17 protein-coding genes, 1 tRNA gene and 1 other RNA gene are annotated in these 16,153 nt (G+C 70.2%); 8 read left to right on the top strand and 11 right to left on the bottom strand.

Annotated elements, in window-relative coordinates:
• Nucleotides 1–2: 2 nt before the first annotated feature.
• The 4 genes from AB0B76_RS16375 to AB0B76_RS16360 all read right to left on the bottom strand — a co-directional run bounded on the left by AB0B76_RS16375 (nucleotide 3) and on the right by AB0B76_RS16360 (nucleotide 5,067).
• Nucleotides 3–587 (bottom strand): TetR family transcriptional regulator, encoded by a 585-nt coding sequence (locus AB0B76_RS16375; protein ID WP_360375330.1) that lies wholly within the window; start codon nucleotides 585–587, stop codon nucleotides 3–5.
• Nucleotides 565–2,067 carry an MFS transporter gene (locus AB0B76_RS16370; RefSeq protein WP_360375328.1) on the bottom strand — a complete coding sequence of 501 codons (1,503 nt, stop codon included), beginning with the start codon at nucleotides 2,065–2,067 and terminating at the stop codon, nucleotides 565–567. The genes AB0B76_RS16375 and AB0B76_RS16370 overlap by 23 nt, the downstream gene beginning before the upstream one ends.
• Before the next feature lie 664 nt (nucleotides 2,068–2,731).
• Nucleotides 2,732–3,790, bottom strand: a complete 1,059-nt coding sequence (locus tag AB0B76_RS16365; RefSeq protein ID WP_360375326.1) for an aspartate-semialdehyde dehydrogenase — start codon at nucleotides 3,788–3,790, stop codon at nucleotides 2,732–2,734.
• Nucleotides 3,791–3,801: 11 nt separating this feature from the next.
• Nucleotides 3,802–5,067 (bottom strand): aspartate kinase, encoded by a 1,266-nt coding sequence (locus AB0B76_RS16360; RefSeq protein ID WP_360375324.1) that lies wholly within the window; start codon nucleotides 5,065–5,067, stop codon nucleotides 3,802–3,804.
• Nucleotides 5,068–5,214: 147 nt separating this feature from the next.
• Here AB0B76_RS16360 and AB0B76_RS16355 point away from each other — a divergent pair, with 147 nt between their 5' ends.
• From AB0B76_RS16355 to AB0B76_RS16340, 4 genes are all read left to right on the top strand, one after another.
• A complete protein-coding gene (locus AB0B76_RS16355; RefSeq protein ID WP_360375322.1) occupies nucleotides 5,215–5,970 on the top strand; it encodes a hypothetical protein in 756 nt (251 codons plus the stop codon).
• Between the two features lie 201 nt (nucleotides 5,971–6,171).
• Nucleotides 6,172–7,878, top strand: coding sequence for a 2-isopropylmalate synthase (leuA, locus tag AB0B76_RS16350; protein WP_360375321.1), 1,707 nt, complete (start codon nucleotides 6,172–6,174; stop codon nucleotides 7,876–7,878).
• Between the two features lie 81 nt (nucleotides 7,879–7,959).
• The gene (locus AB0B76_RS16345; protein WP_360375319.1) at nucleotides 7,960–8,625 is read left to right on the top strand and encodes an HNH endonuclease family protein; all 666 of its coding nucleotides are present in this window, start codon (nucleotides 7,960–7,962) and stop codon (nucleotides 8,623–8,625) included.
• A gap of 20 nt (nucleotides 8,626–8,645) precedes the next feature.
• Complete coding sequence (locus AB0B76_RS16340; protein WP_360375317.1) at nucleotides 8,646–8,936, top strand: hypothetical protein; 291 nt, start codon at nucleotides 8,646–8,648, stop codon at nucleotides 8,934–8,936.
• Here AB0B76_RS16340 and recR read toward each other — a convergent pair.
• Both recR and AB0B76_RS16330 read right to left on the bottom strand, forming a co-directional pair.
• Nucleotides 8,933–9,526: a recombination mediator RecR gene (gene recR, locus AB0B76_RS16335; protein WP_360375315.1), complete on the bottom strand. Its 594-nt coding sequence runs from the start codon at nucleotides 9,524–9,526 to the stop codon at nucleotides 8,933–8,935. The two genes, AB0B76_RS16340 and recR, sit on opposite strands and share 4 nt — an antisense overlap.
• Before the next feature lie 11 nt (nucleotides 9,527–9,537).
• Complete coding sequence (locus tag AB0B76_RS16330) at nucleotides 9,538–9,897, bottom strand: YbaB/EbfC family nucleoid-associated protein (protein ID WP_360375313.1); 360 nt, start codon at nucleotides 9,895–9,897, stop codon at nucleotides 9,538–9,540.
• Between the two features lie 284 nt (nucleotides 9,898–10,181).
• Between AB0B76_RS16330 and AB0B76_RS16325 the strand changes: the two genes are divergently transcribed.
• Both AB0B76_RS16325 and AB0B76_RS16320 read left to right on the top strand, forming a co-directional pair.
• Nucleotides 10,182–10,655: a DUF6232 family protein gene (locus AB0B76_RS16325; RefSeq protein ID WP_360375311.1), complete on the top strand. Its 474-nt coding sequence runs from the start codon at nucleotides 10,182–10,184 to the stop codon at nucleotides 10,653–10,655.
• 171 nt (nucleotides 10,656–10,826) lie between these two features.
• Nucleotides 10,827–11,030, top strand: a complete 204-nt coding sequence (locus AB0B76_RS16320; RefSeq protein ID WP_360375309.1) for a DUF397 domain-containing protein — start codon at nucleotides 10,827–10,829, stop codon at nucleotides 11,028–11,030.
• 3 nt (nucleotides 11,031–11,033) lie between these two features.
• Here the strand turns inward: AB0B76_RS16320 and AB0B76_RS16315 are convergent, their stop codons facing one another.
• From AB0B76_RS16315 to AB0B76_RS16295, 5 genes are all read right to left on the bottom strand, one after another.
• A complete protein-coding gene (locus tag AB0B76_RS16315) occupies nucleotides 11,034–11,216 on the bottom strand; it encodes a DUF397 domain-containing protein (RefSeq protein ID WP_360375307.1) in 183 nt (60 codons plus the stop codon).
• A 71-nt stretch (nucleotides 11,217–11,287) separates the two neighbouring features.
• Nucleotides 11,288–12,199, bottom strand: coding sequence for a helix-turn-helix transcriptional regulator (locus AB0B76_RS16310; RefSeq protein ID WP_360375305.1), 912 nt, complete (start codon nucleotides 12,197–12,199; stop codon nucleotides 11,288–11,290).
• A gap of 263 nt (nucleotides 12,200–12,462) precedes the next feature.
• The gene (locus AB0B76_RS16305) at nucleotides 12,463–12,738 is read right to left on the bottom strand and encodes a hypothetical protein (protein WP_360375303.1); all 276 of its coding nucleotides are present in this window, start codon (nucleotides 12,736–12,738) and stop codon (nucleotides 12,463–12,465) included.
• A 284-nt stretch (nucleotides 12,739–13,022) separates the two neighbouring features.
• Nucleotides 13,023–13,295: a hypothetical protein gene (locus AB0B76_RS16300; RefSeq protein WP_360375301.1), complete on the bottom strand. Its 273-nt coding sequence runs from the start codon at nucleotides 13,293–13,295 to the stop codon at nucleotides 13,023–13,025.
• Nucleotides 13,296–13,584: 289 nt separating this feature from the next.
• A tRNA-Ser gene (locus AB0B76_RS16295) sits at nucleotides 13,585–13,669 on the bottom strand.
• 54 nt (nucleotides 13,670–13,723) lie between these two features.
• On the opposite strand from AB0B76_RS16295, the gene ffs reads away from it, so the two are divergent.
• Together ffs and AB0B76_RS16285 are read left to right on the top strand one after the other, a co-directional pair.
• Nucleotides 13,724–13,817, top strand: an RNA gene (gene ffs / locus AB0B76_RS16290) — signal recognition particle sRNA small type.
• Between the two features lie 89 nt (nucleotides 13,818–13,906).
• The coding region (locus tag AB0B76_RS16285) for a DNA polymerase III subunit gamma and tau (protein WP_360375299.1) at nucleotides 13,907–16,153 on the top strand (2,247 nt) is incomplete at its 3' end.

The raw sequence follows: 16,153 nt of genomic DNA, 5'->3' as shown, positions 1-16,153 counted from the left end.
GTTCAGGGGCCCTTGGCCACCACGTCCAGGGCCTGGTCGATCAGCTGCAGGGCGGCCTTGCCGTCGCCGCCGTCGTTCGCCCAGGCCAGCAGGGCGTTGATCATTGCGCCCACGCAGGCCCCGACGAAGGCCTGACATCTGAAGTCGTCGGCCGGGCGGCCCAGCCGCTCGGCCAACGGCACGGCCAGGTAGCGGATCGAGTCCTGCAGGTTGTCCAGGGCGCGCATGCGCAGCGCGGGCACGCTCAGCTGGAGCTTCGCGCGCTGCAGGGCCTGGTCCATCTCGTCCTCGGTGATGGCCTGGAAGCCGTCCACAAACGCGCGGCGGATCACCTCGAGCGGGGCCAGTTCGGCCGGGGCCTGCCGGATCTTCTCCGCCATCAGCTCGTCGTAGCGGTCCTGGATCACCACGTCTTCCTTGGTCTTGAAGTACCGGAAGAACGTGCTCGGGGAGATCTCGGCGGCCTCGGCGATCTGCTCGATCGTGGTCGCGTCGTAACCCTGCTGGACGAACAGGCGCACGGCGTGCTCCTGAATCGCCCAGCGGGTCTTCTGCTTCTTGCGTTCACGCAACCCTGGTGAGCTCATCCGACGATTCTTCCGTACCCCGGCGCGTTTGGGCATTGGGCAGGAACACCGCCACCAGGATCGAGCCCACGACGGCGATGGCCGCGCAGATCAGCATGACCGCCGACATCGCGTCCACGAACGCCGTTCGGGCGGCCGCGGCCAGCGCCGGATCGCCCAGGCTGACGGCCGCGGCGATCGAGCGCTTCGCCGCCTCGGGGGCCTGGTCGAGGCGGTCGCGGTACACGGCGGTGGTCAGGCTGCCCAGCAGGGCCACGCCCAGGGCGCCGGCCACCTGGCGGAAGGTCATCGTGATCGCGGTGCCGGAGCCCGCCTCGTCGCGCGGCAGGGAGCCCAGGACCGCGTCCATGGCCGGCGTCAGGGCCAGCCCGATGCCGGCGCCGGCGATCGCCAGCCAGGTCGCGACCGACCCGTACCCGGAGCCGACCTCGGTCCGCGCGCCCAGGGCCAGCCCGACCCCGCCGATCAGCAGGCCGAGCGCCACCGGAAGCCTCGTCGCGGTCAGCCGGGCGATGCGCTCGCCCAGCGGGGCGCCCACGAACAGGCCGGCGATCAGCGGGAGCAGGCGCAGGCCCACGCCGAGCGCGTCGTTGCCGCGAACCGCCTGCAGGTACTGCGGCAGGATGAACAGCACGCCGAAGAGCGCGAACGACGCCAGCGTTCCGGCGGCGGTACCCCAGGCAAAACGTGGCTTCCGGAAGAGCCTCAGGTCGATCATCGGGCTCGCGGCGCGGCGCTCCACCAGGACGAACGTCGCCAGGAGGACCGCGCCCGCGACCAGGACGCCCAGGACCTTCGGGGCCGTCCAGCCCTGGGTGGGCGCCTCGATCACGCCGTACACCAGGAAAATCAGCCCCAGCGTGGACAATCCGGCACCGGGCAGGTCGACGCGCTTCGGCGTGGCCGAGCGCGACTCCGGAACCAGGAACAACACCGCCACCAGGGCGATGAGCGCGACCGGCACGTTGATCACGAAGATCGAGCCCCACCAGAAGTGCTCGAGCAGGTAGCCGCCCATGATCGGCCCGAGCGGCAGGCCGAGGCCCATGCCCATCGTGAGCAGGGAGATCGCCTTGCCGCGCTCCCGCTCGTCGAACAGGACCGGCAGCACGGCCATGGTCAGCGGGGTCAGAATCGCACCACCAACGCCCATCAGCGCCCGCGCCGCGATGACCTGCGCCGCGTCGGTGGCGAACACGGCGACGAGCGACGCAGCGGCGAAGAGCAGCAGGCCGATGGCCAGGAGTCGCTTGCGGCCGTACCGGTCGCCGAGCGCCCCCATGGGGAGCAGCAGCCCGGCAAAGACCAGGACATACGCGTTGACGATCCACTGCAGGTCGTCGGAGCCGGCATCGAGCGCGGTCGCGAGCGTGGGCAGCGCGACGTTGAGGATCGTGGTGTCGAAGCCGACGGTGAGCACGCAGAGCACGATCGCGATGAGCGCCCACCACCGGCGGGGGCTCGCGGTAACAGCATTCATATTTTGACAGTAACTACCACTTGAGTGCCTCTGTCAATTGCGGGCTACTTCACATTTTTTGGATGGCTCCTCGGCGGTTCGCGCTTTGCGTGTCCCGACAACGCCCCGGCAGCCGTCAGATCGATCCAGCCCCGCGCGGTCGGCGCCCCCACTCAGCACTCCACGGTCTCGCGCCGGCACGCCGACGCGCCGCGCCCTTCGCGCTCGCACCCCGCACGCCGCGCCCTCACGCTCGCACCCCGCGCCGCGCCCTTCGCGCTCGCACCCCGCGCGCCGCGCCCCGCACACCGCGCCCCTCGCACCCCGCGCCGCGCCCTTCGCGCTCGCACCCCGCGCGCCGCGCCCCGCACACCGCGCCCCTCGCACCCTTCGCGCTCGCACCCTTCGCGCTCGCACACCGCGCGCCGCGCCCTCGCACGCCGCACCCCCGCACGTTCGCGCTCACGCCGCGCCCCTCGCGCTCCACACCTGCATGAAGCGGCCCGCCCCTCGGACAGCAACCAGCGCGCCACGACCCGCGCCCAGCCATCGCATGAACTGCGGCCCATCGGGCTCCGCGACCGGCGCCCGCCAGGCCCGCGAGCCACGCCCGGAAAAATGATGATAAGTCCGAAAAGTCGCGGCGCGAAGCGCCCGACTTTTCGCGAAACCCGGTGGCGCCGGATCAGGCGGTGAGTTCGGCGGACAGCAGCTCCGCGATCTGCGCGGTGTTCAGGGCCGCCCCCTTGCGCAGGTTGTCCCCCGTCACGAAGAAGTCCAGCGCGCGCGGGTCGTCGACCGAGCGCCGGATGCGGCCGACCCACGAGGGATCGGTACCGACGGCGTCGATCGGCATCGGGAACTCGCCCGCGGCCGGGTCGTCGACCAGGATCACGCCCGGCGCGTGCCTCAGCACCTCGCGGGCGCCGTCGGCGTCGACCTCGGTGCCGAAGACCGCGTGCACGGCGACCGAGTGGCCGGTGACGACGGGAACGCGGACGCACGTGGCCGAGACCTTGAGGTCGGGCAGTCCGAGGATCTTGCGGGACTCGTTGCGGAGCTTGAGCTCCTCCGAGGACCAGCCGGCCTCGCGGAGGGAGCCCGCCCACGGTACGACGTTGAGGGCCAGCGGCGCCGGGAACGGGCCGAGGTCGTCGCCGACGGCGCGGCGCACGTTGCCCGAGCGCGAGCCCAGCGTGCGGTCGCCGCCGACGCGTTCGAGCTGGTCGAGCAGGGTGTCGACGCCGTCCTGGCCGGCGCCGGAGACGGCCTGGTAGGAGGCGAGGACGAGCTCCTTGAGGCCGTACTCGCGGTGCAGCGGCGAGAGCGCCACGATCATCGTCAGCGTGGTGCAGTTCGCGTTGGCGATGATGCCCTTGGGGCGGTTGCGCACCTGCTCCGGGTTGATCTCGGGCACCACGAGCGGCACGTCGGGGTCCATGCGGAAGGCGGCGGAGTTGTCCACCGCGATGGCGCCGCGCGCGACCGCGATCGGGGCCCACTCGGCGGAGACCTCGTCGGGCACGTCGAACATGGCGACGTCGATCCCGTCGAAGACGTCGGGCGCCAGCTCGTGGACGAGCAGTTCCTCGCCCCGCACGGTGAGCTTGCGGCCCGCCGAGCGCTTGGACGCCACGAGGCGGATCTCGCCCCACACGTTCTTGCGGGACGAAAGCAGCTCGCACATCACGGAGCCGACGGCCCCGGTGGCTCCGACTACGGCCAGGCTCGGTAGACCGCCCATGATGGACGAACCTACCTTCCGGTCCCGCCGTACACCACGGCTTCCTCGTCTCCACCCAGCTCGAAAGCGTCGTGGATCGCCCGGACGGCGACATCGAGGTCGGTGTCGCGGCACACGACCGAGACCCGGATCTCCGAGGTGGAGATCATCTCGATGTTCACGCCGGCCTCGGCGAGGGCCGCGAACAGCGTGGCCGCCACGCCCGGGTTGGAGCGCATGCCGGCGCCGATGAGCGAGACCTTTCCGACGTGGTCGTCGAAGAGGATCGTCCGGTAGTCCACCGTGGACTTGATCCGCTCCAGGGCCGCCTTGGCGGCGGGGCCGTCGGTCTTCGGCAGCGTGAAGGAGATGTCGGTGCGGCCGGTGCTCTCGGTCGACACGTTCTGCACGATCATGTCGATGTTGGTCTCCGCGGCCGCGACCGTCTGGAAGATCCGCGCGGCGACACCGGGCTGGTCGGGCACGCCGACGATGGTGATCTTCGCCTCGCTGCGGTCGTGCGCGACGCCGGTGATGAGCGCTTGCTCCACGGAAAGGTCCTCCATCGATCCGGTGACCATGGTGCCGTTGGCGGTTGAGTACGAAGAGCGCACGTGGATCGGCAGCGAGAACCGCCGCGCGTACTCCACGCTGCGCAGGTGCAGCACCTTGGCGCCGCACGCGGCCAGCTCGAGCATCTCCTCGTAGGTGATCTGCTTGATGTGCCGGGCGTTCTTGGCGACCCGCGGGTCGGCCGTGAAGATGCCGTCGACGTCGGTGTAGATCTCGCAGACGTCCGACTGCAGCGCGGCGGCCAGCGCCACCGCGGTGGTGTCGGAGCCGCCCCGGCCGAGGGTGGTGATGTCCTTGGTGTCCTGCGAGACGCCCTGGAAGCCGGCCACGATCGCGATCGCGCCCTCGTCGAGCGCGCTGCGCAGGCGGCCCGGGGTCACGTCGATGATGCGGGCCCGGCCGTGCGTCGACGTCGTGATGACGCCGGCCTGGCTGCCGGTGTAGGAGCGGGCCTCGAACCCGAGGTTGTTGATCGCCATCGCGAGCAGCGACATGGAGATGCGCTCGCCCGCGGTCAGCAGCATGTCGAGCTCGCGGCCGGCCGGGACCGGGCTCACCTGCGACGCGAGGTCGAGCAGCTCGTCGGTCGTGTCGCCCATGGCGGAGACCACCACGACGACCTCGTGGCCGGCCTTGCGCGTGTCGACGATGCGCTCGGCGACACGCTTGATGCGCTCGGCGTTGGCGACAGAGGAACCGCCATACTTCTGCACGATCAGCGCCACGCCGCCGAGCTCCTTCCGGGTGAATCCAACGCAGCCGAGCCTACCGGGGTTGCAAACCCCCCGGGAGTGGCGTTCCACGATCCGGCCCGCCCGCCGGGCGAGAATACGCGGGTGCGGGAGCGTCGGATCGGCCATTGTGCGATCACTGTGACCACGGGCACGGCGCTGGCCGTGCTCACCGGCCTGCTGCTGTCCGGGTGCGGCTCCTCCGGGAGCCCGTCGCCGGAGTCGCCGACCACTCCGGCCGGCATCCCGGTGCCGGCCCAGCCGGACCCGCGCGGGCTGCTCGCGGCGCGGGTGGCGGTGGCCAAGGACCAGCGGTACGTCGCCGCGTACACCCTCACCGCCCAGGGCCGGGCACCCCGCTCGATCCTGGTGTCGATCGCCTCCGACCGGACCTGGCGGGTCGACATCCAGGGCGGCGCGCTCGGCGGCACCGCGGACGTGGCGATCGTGGGCCGGCCGGACGGGCAGTTCCAGTGCCCGATCAACCCGTCCGGCGGCGGCTGTGTCCGGGTCGCGGCGGCCGGCAAGAAGCTGCCCGCGGCGATCGATCCGCGGGTGCAGTACGTCTTCGTGAGCTGGCTCGACGTGCTGCTGGACCGCCAGATCCCCCTGTCGGTGGCCACGGCCGAGCCGCTGGCGGGCACCTCGGCGCCGTGCTTCGCGGTCGAGCCGGGTGTCACCGCGATCGCGCCCCCGATCGACCCGGGCACGTTCTGCTACAACGACAACGGCATCCTGACCGCGGCCAAGCTGCCGATCGGCCAGCTCATGCTGACCGGCGAGGTGGTGGCCGCGCAGGCGACGGTCTCGCTGCCCGGCCCGGTCGGGGCCGGCGCGCCGCTGGGCACCGCGCCCCCGGCCCCGGCCCCGCCGAACGCCTCCGCGTCCTCTCACTGAGCGGGACCGGGTTCGCCGACGGGGGCTCGGGGCGTAAGGTGGCTTTCGACATGTGGCAGACGCTTCTTCTTCGTCGCCGCGACGAGGCCCTACAGGCCGGCACCTCGTCGCGGGGATGATGCGCGCGTCCGCGCTCCTGCCGGTCTGACATCCCAGACCTTTCCCGCGCATCGAGCGCGACAACCCAGGAGCATGAAGAACATGTCTGAGATCGCCCGCCAGACCGCCAGCCGCATGCCCATTCACCGGTACAAGCCGTTCTCTGAACAGTTCACGATCCCGCTGACCGACCGGCAATGGCCGGGCAAAGAGGTCACGGTCGCGCCCCGCTGGTGCGCGGTCGACCTGCGCGACGGCAATCAGGCCCTGATCGACCCGATGTCGGTCGAGCGCAAGCGGCGGATGTTCAACCTGCTGGTCCGGATGGGGTACAAGGAGATCGAGGTCGGGTTCCCGGCCGCCTCCCAGACCGACTTCGACTTCGTGCGCACCCTGATCGAGCAGGACCTGATCCCCGAGGACGTCACGATCCAGGTCCTGACCCAGTGCCGGGACAACCTGATCGAGCGCACCTTCCAGTCGCTGGTCGGCGCCCGCCGCGCGATCGTGCACTTCTACAACTCGACGTCGACGCTGCAGCGGCGCGTGGTGTTCGGGCTGGACAAGGCCGGGATCACCGACATCGCCACCTCGGGCGCGCGGCTGTGCCAGAAGTACGCCGAGGCGATCACCCCGGACACCGAGATCTTCTACGAGTACTCGCCCGAGTCGTACACCGGCACGGAGCTGGACTACGCGCTGGAGGTCTGCAGCGCGGTCATCGAGGTACTGCAGCCGACCCCGGACCGCCCGCTGATCGTCAACCTGCCGGCGACGGTGGAGATGGCGACGCCCAACGTCTACGCCGACTCCATCGAGTGGATGTCGCGCAACCTGCCGCGCCGGGAGTCGGTCGTACTGTCGCTGCACCCGCACAACGACCGGGGTACCGCTGTCGCGGCCACGGAGCTGGGCCTGCTGGCCGGCGCCGACCGGGTCGAGGGGTGCCTGTTCGGCAACGGCGAGCGCACCGGCAACGTCGACCTGGTAACCCTCGGGCTGAACCTGTTCTCGCAGGGCATCGACCCGCAGGTGGACTTCTCCGACATCGACGAGATCAAGCGCACGGTCGAGTACTGCAACCAGCTGCCGGTGCACGAGCGCCACCCGTACGCGGGCGACCTGGTCTACACCGCGTTCTCGGGCTCGCACCAGGACGCGATCAAGAAGGGCTTCGACGCCCTCAACCGCGACGCGCTGGCGGCCGGGGTCGAGGTCGACCAGTTCACGTGGGGCGTGCCCTACCTGCCGGTCGACCCGAAGGACCTGGGCCGCTCCTACGAGGCCGTCATCCGGGTCAACTCGCAGTCGGGCAAGGGCGGCGTCGCGTACGTCATGAAGTCCGAGCACCACCTGGACCTCCCGCGCCGGCTGCAGATCGAGTTCTCGGGCGTCGTGCAGCGGCACACCGACGACGAGGGCGGCGAGGTCGGCCCGCAGCAGATGTGGGACATCTTCTCCGGCGAGTACTTCTCCGACCGGCGCTTCACGCTGAACTCGTACGAGGCCAACACCGCCGACGGCAAGGTCACGCTGGCCGCGGAGATCACCGTCGACGGCGAGGCCCGCAGCGTCCACGCGACAGGCAACGGCCCCATCGACGCGTTCGTCCACGCGCTGGGCGACGTAGGCGTCGACGTGCGGGTGCTGGACTACGCCGAGCACGCGCTGACGTCGGGCGAGGGGGCCCAGGCCGCGGCGTACGTCGAGTGCTCGGTCGACGGCACGACTTACTGGGGCGTCGGCATCGACGCGAACATCGTCACGGCATCCCTGCGCGCGGTGCTGAGCGCGGCCAACCGCGGTTAGTCGGCAATCGGACCCGCCCGTGGTGATCGTCACGGGCGGGTCCTGCGCGCGTTGCGGGCATCGATGCCGCACAGTAAGGGCGTGCGCCCCTCCACCAACGGCAAAGCCGTTCTCATCGCTCTAGCGCTCGCAACGGTGCTCACCGGCGCCGGCAGCTGCGACGTCTCCTCCACCCCCGGCTCGGCCCAGGGCACCTCCGGCCCGACGGCGGGCTCCGGCGGTGGCGGCGGGGCCGCGTCGCTGAACGGGCTGACCGTCGCCGCGGCCGGCTCGATGTCCGGGTACAGCCGCGAGAAGTTCACGCACTGGATCAGCCAGGGGAACGGCTGCGACACGCGCGACGTCGTACTGAAGCGCGACGGCAAGAGCGTCAAGGCCACCGCCGACTGCAAGATCACCGCCGGCTCGTGGCACAGCCCGTACGACGACAAGAACCTCACGGACCCGCAGGACCTCGACATCGACCACATGGTGCCGCTCGCGGCCGCCTGGCGCTCGGGCGCCGCGAAGTGGACCGACGACCAGCGCAAGGACTTCGCCAACGACCTCACCCGGCCGCAGCTGTTCGCGGTCAGCCTCCAGTCCAACCGGTCCAAGGGTGACCAGGACCCGTCGACGTGGAAGCCGCCGAACCACGCGTTCTGGTGCACGTACGCGACGGACTGGGTAACAGTGAAGGTGTACTACAAGCTGTCGGTCACCCAGGCCGAGAAGACCGCGCTCGCGGACATGCTGGCGACCTGCTGATGCGTTTCTGGAGGAACCGGATGACGGAGACGACCACGACTGCGGTTCCGGTTCCTCCCCCCGCGCCGTTGCGGACCGACATCACGGCCGGCCCCGGCGGCGTCATGACCGACGAGGTCGGGGTCGTGACCGGGGACCTGACCCTGGAGTCCGCGCCCGGCGCCGACGGGTCGTTCGTCGTGAAGGTTCAATACAAGGACGCCGAGGAGTGGTACTCCGTGACCGGCGCCCGGGGCACGCTGAAGGACCCGGCCGACCTGGCCGCCGTCCACGCGGTCGTCGCCGGAATCCTGAACCGTCCCGAGGGCTAGACCGCCCGGCGCCCCTCGAACGCCCGGCCGAGGGTGATCTCGTCCGCGTACTCCAGGTCGCCGCCGACGGGCAGGCCGCTGGCGAGCCGGGTCACGTTGAGGCCCATCGGCTTGACCAGCAGCGCGAGGTACGTCGCGGTGGCCTCGCCCTCGGTGTTGGGGTCCGTCGCGAGGATCAGCTCCTTGCAGGTGCCCTCGGCCAGCCGGATCATCAGCTCCCGGATATGCAGGTTGTCGGGGCCGACGCCCTCGAGCGGGTTGATCGCGCCGCCGAGCACGTGGTACCGCCCGCGAAACTCACCCGTGCGCTCGATCGCCACGACGTCCTTGGGCTCCTCGACGACGCAGAACACGTCATCGCTGCGGCGCGGGTCGCGGCAGATCCGGCAGAGCTCGGCCTCGGCCACGTTGAAGCAGCGCGTGCAGAAGCGCACGAGCTCCTTGACGCGCTGCAGCGCCTGGGCGAGCCGCTTGACGTCCACGGGGTCGGCCGCGAGCACGTGGAACGCGATGCGCTGCGCGCTCTTCGGACCGACCCCGGGCAGGCGCCCAAGCTCGTCGATCAGGTCCTGGATGGCGCCTTCGTACACGCCGGTCGCCCTTAGAAGCCGGGCAGGCCGAGCCCGCCGCCCAGGCCCCCGAGGCCGGCGGTGAGCGGGCCCATCTTCTGCTCGGTCAGCTCCTTGGCGGCCTGAGCCGCGTTGTGCACCGCCGCGACGACGAGGTCCTCGAGCGTCTCGACGTCGTCCGGGTCGACCGCCTTCGGGTCGATCTTCACCGCGACGACCTCGCCGGTCCCCTTGACCGTCGCCGTGACGAGCCCGCCGCCGGCCGTGCCGGTGAGCTCGGCCTCGGCCAGCTCCGCCTGGGCGGCGACCATCTGCTGCTGCATCTTCTGGGCCTGCTTCATCATCTGCTGCAGGTTGGGCTGTCCACCGGGCCGCACAGAGCGCTCCTTCATTGTTGTCAGCGTGACCGTCGATCCAGCTTAGGGCCTGTCGCGCCGCATCACCCCGGGACGGTACCGGCACCCACCGACCGAGGGATTGGTTCTTCCGAATTCGTTTGCGCGCATCCGTCCGCCTTCGCCACGCTGGTGGGGCGTTCAGGACGACACGGCCCACCCACGGTGACGACGGTCGCACGGCGAGTAGGAGTTTCGCAGGTTGCGATATGGCACCTTGTGGTCTGGCGATCTGTGACGCAGCCGACTCATACTGTTTGACGAGGCTAAGGGGGGAACCGATGCCGACCGTCTTCTATCAGAGTCACGACATCGTCATCACTGACGATGTCTTCGCGGTCTGGAAACCCGAGCCCCAGGTGTACGACCTGGAGGCCCTCGAAGATCTGCGCATCGAGCACGGCGGCCGCTCCGGTCGCGCGGCGCTCGTTGCCGCGGGCGCCCTGGTCACGGTGGGGGCCGTGGCCGCGATGACGCTCACCGATGGCCCCGGTCAATTCGTGGTCGCCGCGGTGGTGCTGTCGGTGCCGCCGCTGACCGGCCGGGCGATCCGGATCTTCACCCCGGTCGTCTGGCTGCTTCGCGCCAGTTACGCCGGCGCCGGGGTCACGCTATTCGCATCGAACAACGCGATTACGGTTTTGCGTATACGGCGCAGCCTGATGCGCGCCTTCGCCGCCAACGCGGCGAGCCTGGAGCGCCTCGACCGCACCGGTTACGCCGAGGCTTACCGGAGGCTGAACTCCCTGCCCTGAGGGGTGGACTCCAGCGCCTGCCCGCGGGACTCGTAGTCCCGCGGGCAACGCCCGTTGCCCGGTTTGCCGGAAATATGCATTCATGGGCCAACCTTGCATACTCACGTGTCGTGTTGCAAGGCGCTACGTATGCTGAGGGCTCACGTCCTGGGGTTTCAGGAGGTCGACCCGATGGCCGAGAACAGCAACGCCCTCGACTGGCGCAGGTCCCGATTCTGCGGCGCGAACACGTGCGTTGAGGTGGCATCCAGCGCTGACGTGGTGCTCGTTCGCGACGGCAAGGATCGGGACTCCGCCCGTTTGAGATTCGACCGCCCGGCCTGGCGGACCTTCATCGCCGGCCTGCGGTCTGACGAAATCGCGGCGAACCGCTGACGACTAGGCGCGGTCGAATTGGCCGATCTTGACGCCGGCCATGAATGCCCGCCACGGGCCGGACTCGAAGGAGAGCACAGCCTCGCCGGGGTTCTTACCGTCGCGAACGAGCACACTGTTCGCGGCGGCGACCTCGACGCACGTCGTGTTGCTGCAGTAGGAGCTGCGGCGGAAGACGCGTGGCATGGCCGATTCGTGCATGGTTCACCTGGGTTTCTGACAGGGAGGCAGATCGCCTCCGGTCGGGTTCTTCGGCTTCAGGCCGAAGATCCTTCATCGGCCGGCCAGAGATCCGCGGCGGCGGGGGCCTTCGCGGCGGCAGCAATCCTCCGGGCCGATTCGACTTCCCCGATAGAGGCGTCCCACATCCGATCCCAGCCCTCGCGATGACGCGCGATGCGGACGGAATCGTCGACGATTTCGTCGATGGTGTAGCTCTCTCGGTACAACACGGCGTGGCTGTTGTCTTCGCTCGACAGGTACAGCAAATCGAATTGGCCGAACGGCGGATAAGGGCTCGAGAGCGGGTGGATGCGCACGCTGATCCAGCCTTCGGCGATCGCCGAACTGACCGCGGACAGCGCCTCACCAAGTGCCTCGGCCCCGCCGTACTGGCGCAGGAGTACCGACTCGTCGAACAACGCAAAAAGCTTGGGGCGCGGATCGCGATCGCGCAGCGCGTGGCGACGCGCGGTCCGGATCTCGGCGCGCGTGCGAATCTCGGCATCGGTCAGATCACCCACGAAGCCGCTGTTCACGGCGAGGGCATAGGCCTCGGTCTGCAGCCATCCGGGGATGACCGCCGGCGCGAAGCTCAGCATCACCGTGGCCTCGGCCTCGTAGCTGATCATCTGACGCATGGCCGGCGTCAGCATGTCCTGATAGCGCCGGTCGTCCCACCACTGCTTCCGCTGCCGCTTGGATGCCTTGGCCGCCTGGATCAGATCTTCAACGATCTCGCGATCCCTGATGCCGAGGTGGGACAGCAGCGGGCGGAGGTCGTTCGCCGAGATGGTGACCTCGCCGGACTCGATCCGCATCACCTTCGAGAGGGACCACTCCATCGCCTCGGCGACCTGAGACTGGGTGTCTCCCTTGCGGGAGCGGGCATCCTTGATCGCCAGCCGAACCTTCCGGCGAGCGGCCGCGGGCGCGTCACCCGAACTCATCGTGTCCCTCGTTGGACGTATGCCTAGTTGCCATATCGCTGGTCGTAGTTCAGCCTACGCGCCGGGCCGTGGCGTGTGGGTAAGCCATGAAAAGTTGCGAGTCGGCCATACCCCACCTTGTCGGGAAATATGTCACTCGCACGGGTGACCCTGTCAGGCCGTCGCCCAGTGTAGAACCTAACTGCGATACGGCACTCGGGGATATGGCAGTTTCGCCGGATCGTTACCTACCGGACAGTAGGGTAACGACCCGGCGAAAGTGGTCAACCCGACGTCGCGTAGCGAGCGCGCCACTCCAGGGCCCGGATCAGGGCCCGCCGCACCTGCCCGAAGGTCTGGCGGTCGGTGCTGTGGAAAAGTCTGACGTCATGGGGTCCGTACTGGGCGCGGATCTCCTGAGCCGGGCGGGACCGGCCCGAGCGAGGGTGCTGCAGCACGTACACGCCCTCGAGGAAGTCCAGGCGGTACTGCACTTGCGCCGGGCGCAGGATCACGAAGTGATCGCTGGTCACGACCAGGTCGGGGCTTTGGTAGAACATTCGCATATCCCTTTCCCCTCGGCCTTGCTCGAGGGGCCGGCCGTGCGGTGAGGATGGCATCGGACGTCGATGCCGCCTCTCCGCATAACCGGACGTGGCGGCCGCAACCAGAACAGCGCCCGCTCGCCGCCGGGCGCTGGTGCGCTTCCGCCACTAACCCCCTCGTGGCTCTCCTTCGATGGTTGCATGGCCGCATCCCTACGCGCTAGCTCACAACCTGCTATATCGCAGATAGCCGAAAAGCCGGTTGCAAATTACGCACGGTGACGCCCCGGGGGTCGACGTCAGATCGGCAGCGGGTCGGAGCGGTACTCCAGAGCGCGGATCAGAGCCCTTCGGACGGCCCCGAACGTGGCGCGGTCGGTGGTGTAGAAGATGCGCACGTCGGTCGATCCGAAGCGTGCCCGGATCTCGTGCCCCGTACGGAAGCCGGCCCCCCGACCGTGCCTCACGATGTACGGCGCCTCCATCTCGTCGAGCGGAAACCGCTGGGCCTCGGGGTACATCACAACCACGTGCGTGCTGGTGATCAGGATGTCCGAGCTCCGATAGAACATCGCCGCCCCCTCCAACAGCGTGCCGGTATTCAGATGGTCCCATGCGCCGTCACCCCGGAACAGGCGTCAACCTGCCATATCGCAGATGGCGACGTGACGATTGCCTGACCGGTGGATGGCGTTCCGGGATCTCGGACCACGATCGGGTGAGCGGGAGGCCGGTGTGAGACGCGCACCACACCCCGCCGTGCGCCCCCGGCGGCCCGGCTCCGGCGGCGCTCTTCGCACCCGCAAAGCCGAACGCCGGGCGCCCGCAGTGGGCAGCCCGGCGTTTTGCCTGGTCGAACGGCGGAGGATACGAGATTCGAACTCGTGAGGGTTTTATCCCAACACGCTTTCCAAGCGTGCGCCCTAGGCCACTAGGCGAATCCTCCGTGCGCCAGGATACCCATCGCTCGCGGGGTTCGCGCACCGGGTATTGTGGTCCGTAAGCCACTCGTGCGGCGGCACCTCATGAACCTCCCCAGGGCCGGAAGGCAGCAAGGATAAGTGAGCTCTGTCGGGTGCACGGGTGGCCTCTTTGCATCCTGAGCCCGCCCGGTGACGCCCGCCGAAATTGTCGGTGGTCGGGAGTACGGTGGTCCCGGCTCTAGTCGAACGGAGGACCGCTGGTGGCGCTCGCGCTCTACCGCAAGTACCGGCCTCGCACGTTCGCCGAGATCATCGGCCAGGAACACGTCACCGAACCTCTGTCGCAGGCCCTGCGCTCGGGGCGGCTCAACCACGCGTACCTCTTCTCCGGCCCCCGCGGCTGCGGCAAGACCAGTAGCGCCCGCATCCTGGCCCGCTCGCTCAACTGCGAGCGCGGGCCGACCCCGGAGCCGTGCGGCGAGTGCCAGTCCTGCCGAGACCTAGCGCCCGACGGCTCCGGCTCGATCGACGTCATCGAGATCGACGCGGCCAGCCACGGCGGCGTCGACGACGCGCGCGACCTGCGCGAGCGGGCATTCTTCGCCCCGGTTTCGAGCCGCTTCAAGGTGTACGTCATCGACGAGGCCCACATGGTGTCCTCGGCCGGCTTCAACGCGCTCCTCAAGCTGGTCGAGGAGCCGCCCGACTACGTCAAGTTCGTCTTCGCCACCACCGAGCCCGAGAAGGTGCTCGGCACGATCAAGTCCCGGACGCACCACTATCCCTTCCGGCTGATCCCCCCGGGGGTCCTGCGGCCGTACATCGAGCAGATGACCGCCATGGAGGGCGTGAAGGTCGAGCCCGCCGTCTTCCCGTTGGTGGTGCGCGCCGGGGCCGGCTCCGCCCGGGACACCCTCTCGGTGCTCGACCAGCTCATCGCCGGCGCGGGCGAGGACGGCGTCACCTACAGCCGCGCGGTCGCCCTGCTCGGCGTCACCGACGTGGCCCTCATCGACGAGATGTGCGAGGCCCTCGCCGCCGACGACGGCCGCGGCGCCTACGGGGTCATCGACCGCGTGGTCGAGGCCGGCCACGACCCGCGCCGCTTCGCCTCTGACCTGCTCGAGCGCCTGCGCGACCTGATCGTCCTGCAGCAGGTGCCCGACGCCGTCGAGAAGGGCCTGCTCGACGCGCCGCACGACCAGCTCGAGCGGATGGGCGCCCAGGCCGCCCAGCTGGGCCAGGCGACCCTCTCGCGCTACGCGGACATCGTGCACAACGGCCTCACCGAGATGCGCGGCACCACGGCCCCGCGGCTGCTGCTCGAGCTCGTCACCGCGCGCATGCTCCTGCCGGGCGCCGACGATTCCAGCTCGGCGCTGTTGCAGCGCCTGGAGCGCATGGAGCGCCGCCTCCAGGCCGGCGGCGTGCCCGCGGCCGCCCCGGCCCCAGCTTCCGCTCCACCCGCCGTGTCCACCGCGCCACCCGTTTCCGCCGCACCACCCGTTTCCGCCGCACCACCCGTTTCCGCCGCACCACCCGTTTCCGCCGCACCACCCGTTTCCGCCGCACCACCCGTTTCTGCCGCGCCGGCCCACGTTTCCGCGGCTCCGGGCCCCGTTTCCGCCGCTCCGGTCTCGCCGGCGGCGGGCGATGGCGGCAACCGGGGCCTCGACTACATCAGGGACGCGCGTTCGAACGGCGCCACGCCGGGGCCGCCGGCCGCCGCGCCGCCGCCGGGCACCTGGTCCGAGCCCGCACCCGATCCCGATCCCCCGGCGCCGGTCGCCCCTGCACCCCAGCCTGAGGCCGCCCAGGCACCCGCGCCTCAGCCTCCCGAGCCGGTCGTGTCCGCCCCGCCGGCGAGCGGTGGAGGCGGCATGGACGCCGATGCCATCCGCCGCGTCTGGCCCGACCTGCTGGCCCTGGTGAACGACAAGAGCAAGAAGGCCGGCGCCATCGTGCGCGAGGCGACGGTCCAGAGCGTGGAGGGCACCACGCTGGTGCTCGGCTTCAAGTACTCCACGCACGCCGACATGCTCAACGCCTCCCCGGACGTGCTGCTCAAGGCGCTCCAGGAGCTCCTGGGCGGCCGCTGGCAGGTGCGCTGCGAAATCGGCGGCCCGCCCGGCGGAGGAGGCGGCGGCAACCGCCCGGCGCCCCCGAAGCCGACGCCCCAGCCCTCCGGCCCGTCGTCACCCGCGCCGCCTTCCGGTCCGGCACCTGGGAGCAACGGCCAGTCGTACTCCGCGCCCCAGCAGGCCCGCCCGTCGAGCGCCCCGCAGCCGGTGGCCGCGCCGCAAGCCGCCGCGCAAGAGGAAGAGTGGCCGGTGGCCGCGGTCCCGGGCGGCGCGGCAAGCGCGTCCGCCGCGGAGGAGTGGCCGACCCCGGCGGCACTCGGAGGCGACTGGCCGACCGCGGCAACACCCGGCGGCTCGGCCGGGGCACTACCGGGCGGCTCGCCCGGGGCCCAGTCCGGCGGCCCAGGCGGGGCACAGTTCGGCAGC

The organism is Dactylosporangium sp. NPDC049140, assembly GCF_040648435.1.
Note: the sequence above shows the minus strand (reverse complement) of the source record. Positions and strands in the feature narration are given on the sequence as shown.

Coding starts and splice junctions, on each gene's coding strand:
- AB0B76_RS16375 (WP_360375330.1), bottom strand. CDS start 587: ATGAGCTCACCAGGGTTGCGTGAACGCAAGAAGCAGAAGACCCGCTGG.
- AB0B76_RS16370 (WP_360375328.1), bottom strand. CDS start 2,067: ATGAATGCTGTTACCGCGAGCCCCCGCCGGTGGTGGGCGCTCATCGCG.
- AB0B76_RS16365 (WP_360375326.1), bottom strand. CDS start 3,790: ATGGGCGGTCTACCGAGCCTGGCCGTAGTCGGAGCCACCGGGGCCGTC.
- leuA (WP_360375321.1), top strand. CDS start 6,172: ATGTCTGAGATCGCCCGCCAGACCGCCAGCCGCATGCCCATTCACCGG.
- AB0B76_RS16340 (WP_360375317.1), top strand. CDS start 8,646: ATGACGGAGACGACCACGACTGCGGTTCCGGTTCCTCCCCCCGCGCCG.
- AB0B76_RS16330 (WP_360375313.1), bottom strand. CDS start 9,897: ATGAAGGAGCGCTCTGTGCGGCCCGGTGGACAGCCCAACCTGCAGCAG.
- AB0B76_RS16325 (WP_360375311.1), top strand. CDS start 10,182: ATGCCGACCGTCTTCTATCAGAGTCACGACATCGTCATCACTGACGAT.
- AB0B76_RS16320 (WP_360375309.1), top strand. CDS start 10,827: ATGGCCGAGAACAGCAACGCCCTCGACTGGCGCAGGTCCCGATTCTGC.
- AB0B76_RS16315 (WP_360375307.1), bottom strand. CDS start 11,216: ATGCCACGCGTCTTCCGCCGCAGCTCCTACTGCAGCAACACGACGTGC.
- AB0B76_RS16310 (WP_360375305.1), bottom strand. CDS start 12,199: ATGAGTTCGGGTGACGCGCCCGCGGCCGCTCGCCGGAAGGTTCGGCTG.
- AB0B76_RS16305 (WP_360375303.1), bottom strand. CDS start 12,738: ATGTTCTACCAAAGCCCCGACCTGGTCGTGACCAGCGATCACTTCGTG.
- AB0B76_RS16300 (WP_360375301.1), bottom strand. CDS start 13,295: ATGTTCTATCGGAGCTCGGACATCCTGATCACCAGCACGCACGTGGTT.